Genomic DNA, 9,650 nt, shown 5'->3' on the forward strand with positions numbered 1-9,650 from the left:
GCCCCCAGGGACGGGACGGGTAGGGGCGGCGGGGGCGAGGAAGAGCCCTACGCCAGCCCTCGCCGCGCCACCGCCGGGGGACGGTGGCCGGCGATCGACGTCACCATGTCCAGGACCTGCCGTGTCTCCGCCACCTCATGGACGCGATACACCCGCGCCCCCAGCCACATCGACACCGCCGTCGTCGCCAACGTCCCCACCAGCCGCTCCTTCAGCGGCCGGTCCAGGGTCTCGCCCACGAAGTCCTTGTTGGACAACGACACCAGCACCGGCCACCCGGTCTCCACCATCTCCCCGAGCCGCCGCGTCGCCTCCAGACTGTGCCGCGTGTTCTTCCCGAAGTCGTGCCCGGGATCGATCATCACCGACTCCCTCGGCACCCCCAGCGCGACGGCCCGCTCGGCCAGCCCGACGGTCACCCGCAGGATGTCGGCCATGACATCCTCGTACGCCACCCGATGCGGACGAGTCCGCGGCTCCGCACCGCCCGCGTGCGTGCACACCAGCCCCACCCCGTACCGCCCCGCGACCTCGGCGAGGCGCGGATCCACGCCGCCCCACGCGTCGTTCAGCAGATCGGCCCCCGCCTCGCACACGGCCTCACCCACCTCGGCCCGCCAGGTGTCCACACTGATGACCACATCGGGGAAACGGCGCCGCACCTCCGCCACGAAGCCGACCGTCCGCCGCGCCTCCTCCGCCGCCGTCACCTCTTCGCCCGGCCCCGCCTTCACCCCGCCGATGTCGATGATGGCGGCCCCCTCCGACACCGCCTGCTCCACGCGCGCGAGCGCCGGCTCGTCGCGGAAGGTGGCTCCCTGGTCGTAGAACGAGTCCGGGGTCCGGTTCACGATCGCCATGATCACCGGCTCGTGCGGACCGAATTCACGCCTGCCCAGCCTGAGCATCCGCTGTGACCTCACCGTGTGCGTCTCCCAGTACGTTCCTGTGCCCGGCCCGGCAATCAGCCCTGTGTTCGGCCGCCTGCGACCATAACTGCCAGACTCGCATGGCACGATCGGACCCTGCCGCACCGGCACAGGCACCTCCGATCAACCAAGATCAACCCAGATCAACCCAAGCCGTCCGATCCATCCGATCCATCCGATCCATCCGATCCATCCGATCCATCCGATCCATCCGATTTCGTGGGGACCCAGCGATGTTGATGTTCTTGTTCCTGGTCGTCGCGCTCGCCGTCGTGGTCACCGCGGTGACGCTGGCCGTGGTGGGCGGTGGCGAGAGCGCCGTGCTGCCGGAGGTCGCGCCCGAGCGGCTCCAGGACCTGCTGCCGCCCGACCGCCCGGTCGGCCGCGACGACATCGAGTCCCTCCGGTTCCCCGTCGCGGCCCGCGGCTACCGCATGTCGGACGTCGACGACGCGCTCACCCGCCTCGGCGCCGAACTCGCCGAGCGGGACGCCCGTATCGTCGACCTGGAGTCCGCGCTGGCCGGCGCCCAGGCCGCGCCGCGGGTCAGCATGGAGAAGCCGGTCGTCGAGGAGGACGAGCAGTGAGCGACGAGGGCGCGGCCCTGGCGGGTCCCGACGGCGCTCTGCGCTGCCCCTGGGCGCTGTCCACGGAGGACTACGTGGCGTACCACGACGAGGAGTGGGGCCGTCCGGTCCACGGCGACGACGCCCTCTTCGAACGGGTCTCCCTGGAGGCCTTCCAGTCCGGCCTCTCCTGGATCACGATCCTGCGCCGCCGGACGGGCTTCCGCGCCGCCTTCGCCGACTTCAAGATCTCGTCCGTCGCGGTCTTCACGGACGCCGACCGCGAACGCCTCCTCGCCGACGCCGGGATCATCCGCAACCGAGCGAAGGTCGACGCGACGATCGCCAACGCGCGCGTGCTGGCCGAGTGGGCCCCGGGGGAACTGGACGAGCTGATCTGGTCCCACGCCCCGGACGTGGCCACCCGCCCGGTCCCCCGGACCCTGGCCGACATCCCCGCGGTCACCGACGAGTCGACCGCCCTCGCCAAGGCCCTGAAGAAGCGCGGCCTGCGCTTCGTGGGCCCGACGACGGCGTACGCCTTGATGCAGGCGTGCGGACTGGTGAACGACCACCTGGAGACGTGCGCGGCGAGAACCGCCTTGTAAGGGCGGAGCTTTCCTCCCCAAGGCCGCTCAGCGACCCAAGTACTTCGGCGTCTCCTTGCCGACGAACGCCCGCACCGCGATCGCGTGGTCCTCCGAAGCGCCGGCGCGGGACTGGAGTTCGTCCTCCTTCTCCAGGGTCTCCGCCAGGGAGTGGGTGAACCCGTAGGCCATGGCCTCCTTGAGGGCCGCGTACGCCACTGTCGGGCCCTCGGCCAGGGCCCGTGCCGTCCTCTCGGCCTCGGCCCGCAGCTCCGCCGCCGGGACGACCCGGTTGGCGATGCCCAGCTCGTACGCCTCCTGCGCTGTGACGCTGCGTGGGAACAGCAGCAGGTCGGCGGCCCGGCCGGGGCCCACCACGCGCGGGAGCGTCCAGGAGACGCCCGAGTCGGCGGTCAGGGCCACGCCCGCGAACGACGTGTTGAACGCGGCGGTGTCCGCGACGACCCGGAAGTCGGCGGCCAGCGCGAAGCCGAGGCCGGCCCCGGCCGCGACGCCGTTCACGCCGGCCACCACCGGCTTGGGCATGCCCGTCAGGGCCCGCACGATGGGGTTGTAGTGCTCGCGGACCGTCGTCATGGTCTGGCCCGTGCCGGCCTCGCGGTCGGCGAGCAGGAGCCCGATGTGCTCCTTGAGGTCCTGGCCCACGCAGAACGCCCGGTCACCGGCGGCGGTCAGCAGAACCGCCCGTACGGCGTCGTCCTCGGCCGCCGCCTCGACCGCGTCCCGGAGCGCGACCTTCGCCGCGATGCTCAGCGCGTTCATCGCCTCCGGGCGGTTCAGCGTGATCGTCGCCAGTCCGTCGTGCACCTCGTAGAGCACGGTGTCGGCCATGGGGATCCCCTCCGGTTTCGCGGCTGCGTCGCTGCGTCGTCCTGCGTACTGGTCGGTACGTGTTCGTCCCATGACAGCATGGCGGAGATCACGCGCGGGGGAGAGAGACGGTCATGTGACCTGCGTCAAAGAATTCCGGTGCGGTGCTGGTCGGCCGGGAGTGCGCGCGGCGGCGAAGTATCGCAGCCACATCGCCGAATTGAGTGGTTTTGATCGCGCGCGTTGCTCAAGCGATGCCGACTGATGTTGGTCATAGGGTCCTGAGATGCGGGATAATGGCTGGGAAGCAATGTGTTCGATGCCGGTGACGTGCCTCTCATGAGGGGAAGCGCGTGCCCTCCCAGGGGGCCGTCGGCGACGATGAGCTGGTTTCAGGAAGGGGAACGAGCATGGCGGCCATGAAGCCGCGGACGGGCGATGGCCCGCTCGAGGTGACAAAGGAGGGGCGGGGCATTGTCATGCGCGTTCCGCTCGAAGGCGGCGGTCGGCTCGTCGTCGAGCTGACCCCTGACGAGGCCGACGCGCTGGGCGATGCCCTCAAGAAGGTCGTCGGCTGACGCGCGGACGCGTCCATACCCTTTCAGCTGCCCCGGCGCCGTGAACATACGGTGCCGGGGCACTGTTTTGCCCTCCAGCTTTGCCCTCCAGCGGCTTCAGGGGCTTCCGGCACTGTGGACGCACTGCGGGCCGCGGGGCTCAGCGCTTGACCGCGCACAGCAGGCCGTCGCCCACGGGCAGCAGGGACGGCACCAGTTCCTGGCTCTCGCGCACCGCGCGCAGCAGCTCCCGCAGCCGTATGACCTCGGTGGGCTGGGGCCCCGAATCGACCGTCCTGCCATTGGCGAACACGCCCTCGAAAACCACCAGGCCACCCGTACGGAGCAGACGCAACGATTCAGCTAGATAGTCCAGGCACTCCAGCCGGTCGCCGTCGCAGAAGACGAGGTCGTAGCCCGCGTCCGCGAGCCGGGGCAGTACGTCCAGGGCGCGGCCGGGGATGAAACGGGCGCGGTTGCTGGCGAAGCCGCACGCGCGGAAGGCCTGGCGGGCGAACTGCTGGTGATCGGGCTCGGGGTCGACCGTCGTCAGGACACCGTCCGGGCGCATGCCGTGCAGGAGATACATCCCCGAGACGCCCGTCCCGGTCCCGATCTCCGCCACCGCCTTCGCGTCCACCGAGGCGGCCAGCAGCCGTAGCGCGGCGCCCGTGCTGGGCGCCACCGAGCGCAGCCCTGCCTCGCGGGCCCGGTCACGGGCCCAGCGCAGTGCTTCGTCCTCGGCGACAAAGGCGTCGGCGAACGCCCAGCTCGTCTGCCGGTTGCCGGTAATGACCCTCTCCTGTCCCCGTGGTTGCCTCGGCGTGACTGTATCCGTTGCGCCCGGGAACCCGCAGATGGGACCAGTCGTTTGAAGGGGTGCGGGACGAGGTGGCGCGGACAGGACGACTGCATGGGGGATCAGCGAATGGGTCGGCACACGGAACACATGGACAACACCGGGAACGCGTTGCGGGTGCTGGAGCGGCCGTCGGAGCCGGCCCGGCGGCCAGCGATTTCCCGCAAAACCGCTTATCCGGAGCTAACGGGCGAGGTGGCTATGGTAGGGGCTCCACTGGACACCACCAGAGCCGACAGGGGAGGTGCGGCTGCGCCTGTGGATCGGGGAGGAGCGCTCCGGCGCCTTCTCGGATCAGCGGGTAGGCCGAGATCCGTGAACAACACCGCTGCTGACCCCAGCCACGCCGCTGACCGAGCCCAGACCGCGACCTTCTCCACCGACGCGGACGGGCAGGCGTGGACTCCGCCCTCGTGGGAGGAGATCGTCAGCACGCACAGTGGCCGCGTCTACCGCCTGGCCTACCGCCTGACGGGCAACCAGCACGACGCCGAGGACCTCACGCAGGAGGTCTTCGTCCGCGTCTTCCGCTCGCTGTCGACGTACACGCCCGGCACCTTCGAGGGCTGGCTGCACCGCATCACCACCAACCTCTTCCTGGACATGGTCCGCCGCAAGCAGCGCATCCGCTTCGACGCCCTCGGCGACGACGCGGCCGAGCGCCTGCCCAGCCGCGAGCCGTCCCCGCAGCAGGTCTTCAACGACGCGCACTTCGACGCGGACGTCCAGCAGGCGCTGGACACGCTCGCGCCCGAGTTCCGCGCCGCCGTCGTCCTGTGCGACATCGAGGGACTGTCGTACGAGGAGATCGCCGCGACTCTCGGCGTGAAGCTCGGCACCGTCCGCTCCCGTATCCACCGAGGCCGCTCCCAGCTCCGCAAGGCCCTCGCGCACCGTGCTCCGGAGGCCCGTGCCGAGCGCCGCTTCGCGGTGCCACGGGTGGCCGCGCTGGGAGGAGGGGGCGCGACCGCGTGAGTGGATCACGGCCGTACTCCGCCGAGCGTCGGCTCGCCGAGCATCATCTGGGAGACCGGCTCTCCGCCCTCGTGGACGGAGAGCTCGGTCATGAGACGCGGGAACGCGTCCTGGCGCACCTGGCCACCTGCGCGAAGTGCAAGGCCGAGGCCGACGCACAGCGCCGTCTGAAGAACGTCTTCGCCGAGGTCGCCCCGCCGCCGCCCTCCGAGAGCTTCCTGGCCCGCCTCCAGGGCCTTCCCGGAGGCGGTGACTCCGACTCCGGCGGCTCTCCGCTCGGCGGGGGAGGATTCACGGACGGGCTCTCCGGATTCCCCGGAAGCGGCTCGGGCTCGGGAGTCTTCGGGGTGAGAGGGGAAGGGTTCGGATACGTTCCCGCGCGCCCGCACACCTCAGCGCTGCCGCCCGCTCCCGGCCGGGGCTTCCGTATACACGACGTCGGCCGTCACTACGCCGACCGGTCGTCCTCGCGCGGTCTGCGGTTCGCCGCCGCCGCCGCCGGAGCGGTGTCGCTGGCCGCGATCGCGCTGGGCGGGGTGTCGACGGGCGTTCCCGTCGACACGGCAGACGCCCGAGGCAACACCGGCGGCAGCAATGTGACGCCGGCACGTCCGCAGGGCAGTGGGGGCTCCACGGCTCCCGACAGCCAGCGGCGCCGGTCGGTCGCCCCGCTGTTCTCGCAGGGCTTCGGACAGGGGACGTTCGGACGGACTCCGGCGGCGACGACGGAGGCGTCCGCGCCGCTGCTGCCGGGCATCCCGGCACCGCCCGGGATGCGGGAGCGCGAGGCCATGCACCAACTGACCGCGCCGGTCGTGGCCGCCGCCGCGGTGCTCTCCCCGCTCATACGCCCGCCGGTGGTCCCGGAGGTCACCCTGACCGCCTGGTCCACGACGCCCGGGTCGGCGGTCCGGGGCCTGCTCATGACACCGGTGCCCGACTTGTCCCCCGCACCGTCCCCGTCCACGTCGGACACGGTCCGCTGACCTCACGAACCTGGTTGAATCCGAGGTGTGGACCGCGTATCGGCGGTCCGCACAACAGCGGTCGGCGGAGCGGTGGTTCGCGGCGTCGGCGGCCCTCGGCCACCGCCGACGAGCCGTCGGGCGGGCCAGGTGTGGGGAGAGCATGGACGAGGGGAAGCCCGCGCGGGCCGGCTGGTGGAGCCGGCTCAGCGGGGAATCGACGCCCGGCCAGGAGGCTTCGGCCTCTGCGGGCGCGGGCGCGGGGGCTGGAGCGGGTGAGGGAGCGGGAGCGGCTCCGGCGGAGTCCGCCGTGGACGGTTCCGGGTTCGGATCCGTCGGCGGTCCCGAATCCGGCGCCGGAACCGGTGCCGGGAGCGGCTTCGAGGGGGAACGGCCCCTGGCGGGGTCCGGCCGGGTCGACAGCGACGCCGAGGGCAACACCGACGGACACGGTGACGGGCGGGGCGACGGACACGGTGACGGGCGGGGCGACAGACACGGTGACGGGCGTGGTGACGGACACGGTGACGGGCGTGGTGACGGACACGGTGACGGGCGTGGTGACGGACACAGTGACGGGCGTGACTACGGGCACGGCGACCGAAACGCCGTCGGTGCGCGGGACTTCGAACTGCCGCCGCCCGTAGCGGTGCCCGTACCCGCGCCCGAGTCCGATCCCGCGCCCGAGTCCGATCCCGTACCCGCGCCCGGGTTCGGGTCCGATCCCGTGCCCGCCGTCGATGCCGGCCCACGGCCCCGCCACGACCCCGATGCCTACAGCACCCCGCCGTACGGCCAGCCCGGCCCCTGGGCGCCCGCTCCGCCGGTCCAGCACCCCGCGGTGCCCCCGGCGCACGGTACGGCCGTACCGGAGCCCCTGACGCCCACTGACGACCCCTGGGGCCGCTACGACCCCTGGGCGCCCGTCGCGCACTCGCCCTTGCAGCAGACCGGAGCCGGCCCCGCCGATGGCCGGCCGGGGGCGCGCAGGCGTGGGCTGGTCGCCGGGGCCCTCGCGCTCGCCCTGGTCTCCGGAGGCATCGGCGGGGCCGTCGGGTCCTATCTGGAGCGGCACGACAGGGACGGCGAGCACATCCGGCTGTCGCAGGCCGGACTGGACGAGTCCACCGGGCGGGCCCCGGACAGTGTGGCCGGGATCGCCGCGCGGGCGCTGCCCAGCGTGGTGACGCTGCACGTGCGCGGCAGCGGCGCCGAGGGCACCGGCACCGGATTCGTGCTCGACGGCCGGGGTCACATACTCACCAACAACCACGTCGTCGAGGCCGCCGGTGCCGGTGGCAAGGTGACGGTGACGTTCAGCGGCGGCGAGACCGCCGAGGCCGAGGTCGTCGGCCGGGACAGCGGCTACGACCTCGCCGTGGTCAGGGTGAGCGGGGTAGAGGGGCTGCGGCCCGTGGTCCTCGGGAACTCCGACAACGTGGCCGTCGGCGATCCCGTCGTCGCCATCGGGGCCCCCTTCGACCTCGCCAACACCGTCACCTCCGGCATCATCAGCGCCAAGGAACGGCCCATCACCGCCGGGGGCGACAGCGGGGACGGGAGCGAGGTGTCGTATGTCGACGCGCTCCAGACCGACGCTTCCATCAACCCGGGCAACTCCGGCGGGCCGCTGCTCGACGCCGAGGCCAGGGTCGTCGGGATCAACTCCGCGATCCGGTCCGCCGACGGCGGCTCGGGGCTGGACGGTACACAGGCCGGTTCGATCGGGCTCGGGTTCGCCATCCCCGTCAACCAGGGCAGGCGCGTCGCCGAGGAACTGATCAACACGGGCCGGGCGACCCACCCCGTCATCGGCGTCACCCTGGACATGGACTACAAGGGCGACGGCGCCCGTGTGGGCACGCGGGGCACCGACGGCGGGTCCCCGGTGACGGAGGGCGGCCCCGGGGACCGGGCGGGACTGCGGGCGGGCGACATCATCACCGGGGTCGACGGGCGGCGCGTCCACTCCGGCGAGGAACTGATCGTGAGGATCCGCGCACATCGCCCCGGTGACCGGCTGGAACTGTCCCTGCGGCGCGGCGCCGGGCAGCGGACGGTCTCCCTCGTCCTGGGGTCCGCCGGTGGCGACTGACAGAAACGTCACAGGTGGCGGGCCCTCATCGGTGGCCACTAGGCAAACATCCCGGAAAACCGGTCGCGTACAGCCACTCTTGGGGCTCAGGACGGTACCGGTGGGACAAGATGGCCGGGTACCGTGGAATCGGCCCGGACCACGGATGGCCGCGAAGGCCGCGAAGACCGCACGGACCACCGAGGGCCGGGAACCGAGGACATCGCAAGGAGCTTCAGGTGTTCAATGACGTAGGACCGCTCGAACTGATGACGATCGTGCTCCTCGCCGTGATCGTCTTCGGTCCGGAGAAGCTGCCGAAGATGATCCAGGACGTCACCCGCACCATCCGCAAGATCCGGGAGTTCTCGGACAGCGCGAAGCAGGACATCCGCTCGGAGCTGGGGCCCGAGTTCAAGGACTTCGAGTTCGAGGACCTGAACCCCAAGACGTTCATCCGCAAGCACCTGGACAGCGACGAACTGGGGCTCAAGGAGATCCGCAACGGCTTCGACCTGAAGAAGGAGATGGCCGAGGTCACGGACGCGGTCCACGGCCGCGAGTCGGACACGTCGTCCTCGTACTCCTCTTCTTCGTCCGATTCGCCTTCGGGCGCCGTCGGCTCGTCGGGTTCCTCCGATGGCCGCGTCGACATGACGAAGAAGCCCGCGCCGGACGAGCGCCCGCCCTTCGACGCGGACGCCACCTGAGCGTCGTATCCGCCGTACCGGCGGTCCGCGCGTGACGTGTCTCATACTCCGACCGGGCCTCTGAAGGCCTGATACGGGCGTCCGCACGGCCCACGCGCCGGGCGCTTTCCCTGCTGCTCGGAGCGGGGTGGCTATGCTGCCGAGTTGATGTGGGACCGGACGAGTTGCGCCCGAAAGGGGGGCGGGCCGCTCCGGGCCGACGAGAACGAGGAGGCGTCCGGGTACATGGAGACGACAAGTCGGGTGGGCGCGCAGGCGCCGGCCGCGGAGGGCGGACAGCAGGTCCCCTCCGCCCGGCGCACGGTCGACGGCTATCTGCTGGCGTCCTTCCCTTGGTACGGCCTCGACGAGGCCTTCACGGGACCGCGCTGGCTGATGCAGGTGGGTACGGCGGCCGACGGCGCCGTCGAGCACGGTTCCATCGGGCACGGTGACGAACCCTCCGTACGGCACGAGGCCATGGGGGAGGACCGGGAGCGGTTCGCCGTGGTGGTCACCGTGGCCGCAAACCCCGTACGGCGCAGTGCGGACGGCACGGGGCTGCTGGAGGCGACCTCGGTGTCGTCGGCGGCTTGGCTGGCCGGGGTGGGGCTGCTG

General features: G+C 71.8%; 10 protein-coding genes and 1 pseudogene. 8 read left to right on the top strand and 3 right to left on the bottom strand.

Annotation, left to right across the window (positions count from 1 at the left end; genetic code table 11):
- Positions 1 to 47: 47 nt before the first annotated feature.
- Entirely contained in the window at positions 48 to 908 is an 861-nt protein-coding gene (folP, locus tag AOK08_RS04935; RefSeq protein ID WP_055523993.1) for a dihydropteroate synthase, read from the bottom strand.
- 254 nt (positions 909 to 1,162) lie between these two features.
- Here folP and AOK08_RS04940 point away from each other — a divergent pair, with 254 nt between their 5' ends.
- On the top strand, positions 1,163 to 1,516 hold the full coding sequence (locus AOK08_RS04940) for a DivIVA domain-containing protein (RefSeq protein ID WP_055523995.1): 354 nt from the start codon (positions 1,163 to 1,165) through the stop codon (positions 1,514 to 1,516).
- Positions 1,513 to 2,103 (top strand): DNA-3-methyladenine glycosylase I, encoded by a 591-nt coding sequence (locus tag AOK08_RS04945; protein WP_055523996.1) that lies wholly within the window; start codon positions 1,513 to 1,515, stop codon positions 2,101 to 2,103. Before AOK08_RS04940 ends, AOK08_RS04945 begins: the two co-directional genes overlap by 4 nt.
- A 27-nt stretch (positions 2,104 to 2,130) precedes the next feature.
- On the opposite strand, the gene chcB is transcribed toward AOK08_RS04945, so the two are convergent.
- A complete protein-coding gene (gene chcB, locus AOK08_RS04950) occupies positions 2,131 to 2,934 on the bottom strand; it encodes a 2-cyclohexenylcarbonyl CoA isomerase (RefSeq protein WP_055523998.1) in 804 nt (267 codons plus the stop codon).
- A 389-nt stretch (positions 2,935 to 3,323) separates the two neighbouring features.
- Between chcB and AOK08_RS42430 the strand changes: the two genes are divergently transcribed.
- Complete coding sequence (locus tag AOK08_RS42430; protein WP_003966491.1) at positions 3,324 to 3,491, top strand: DUF3117 domain-containing protein; 168 nt, start codon at positions 3,324 to 3,326, stop codon at positions 3,489 to 3,491.
- A gap of 139 nt (positions 3,492 to 3,630) precedes the next feature.
- Here AOK08_RS42430 and AOK08_RS04955 read toward each other — a convergent pair whose 3' ends face one another.
- Positions 3,631 to 4,329, bottom strand: coding sequence for an O-methyltransferase (locus AOK08_RS04955; RefSeq protein WP_079053837.1), 699 nt, complete (start codon positions 4,327 to 4,329; stop codon positions 3,631 to 3,633).
- Positions 4,330 to 4,530: 201 nt separating this feature from the next.
- On the opposite strand from AOK08_RS04955, the gene sigE reads away from it, so the two are divergent.
- From sigE to AOK08_RS04980, 5 genes and pseudogenes are all read left to right on the top strand, one after another.
- Positions 4,531 to 5,304, top strand: coding sequence for an RNA polymerase sigma factor SigE (sigE, locus tag AOK08_RS04960; protein WP_198539115.1), 774 nt, complete (start codon positions 4,531 to 4,533; stop codon positions 5,302 to 5,304).
- On the top strand, positions 5,301 to 6,290 hold the full coding sequence (locus AOK08_RS04965; RefSeq protein ID WP_055524003.1) for an anti-sigma factor family protein: 990 nt from the start codon (positions 5,301 to 5,303) through the stop codon (positions 6,288 to 6,290). The genes sigE and AOK08_RS04965 overlap by 4 nt, the downstream gene beginning before the upstream one ends.
- Before the next feature lie 142 nt (positions 6,291 to 6,432).
- Entirely contained in the window at positions 6,433 to 8,364 is a 1,932-nt protein-coding gene (locus AOK08_RS04970) for a trypsin-like peptidase domain-containing protein (RefSeq protein ID WP_055524005.1), read from the top strand.
- 218 nt (positions 8,365 to 8,582) lie between these two features.
- Complete coding sequence (locus AOK08_RS04975) at positions 8,583 to 9,053, top strand: sec-independent translocase (RefSeq protein ID WP_055524007.1); 471 nt, start codon at positions 8,583 to 8,585, stop codon at positions 9,051 to 9,053.
- Between the two features lie 225 nt (positions 9,054 to 9,278).
- Positions 9,279 to 9,650: pseudogene (locus AOK08_RS04980) on the top strand (hypothetical protein); the annotation flags it as partial.

Origin of the sequence: Streptomyces graminilatus (assembly GCF_001418565.1) — a bacterium.
Taxonomy (GTDB): domain Bacteria; phylum Actinomycetota; class Actinomycetes; order Streptomycetales; family Streptomycetaceae; genus Streptomyces; species Streptomyces graminilatus.

Excerpts from the sequence above, each read along its gene's own strand:
- folP (WP_055523993.1), bottom strand. The coding sequence starts at position 908 with ATGCTCAGGCTGGGCAGGCGTGAATTCGGTCCGCACGAGCCGGTGATC.
- AOK08_RS04940 (WP_055523995.1), top strand. The coding sequence starts at position 1,163 with ATGTTGATGTTCTTGTTCCTGGTCGTCGCGCTCGCCGTCGTGGTCACC.
- chcB (WP_055523998.1), bottom strand. The coding sequence starts at position 2,934 with ATGGCCGACACCGTGCTCTACGAGGTGCACGACGGACTGGCGACGATC.
- AOK08_RS42430 (WP_003966491.1), top strand. The coding sequence starts at position 3,324 with ATGGCGGCCATGAAGCCGCGGACGGGCGATGGCCCGCTCGAGGTGACA.
- sigE (WP_198539115.1), top strand. The coding sequence starts at position 4,531 with ATGGTAGGGGCTCCACTGGACACCACCAGAGCCGACAGGGGAGGTGCG.
- AOK08_RS04970 (WP_055524005.1), top strand. The coding sequence starts at position 6,433 with ATGGACGAGGGGAAGCCCGCGCGGGCCGGCTGGTGGAGCCGGCTCAGC.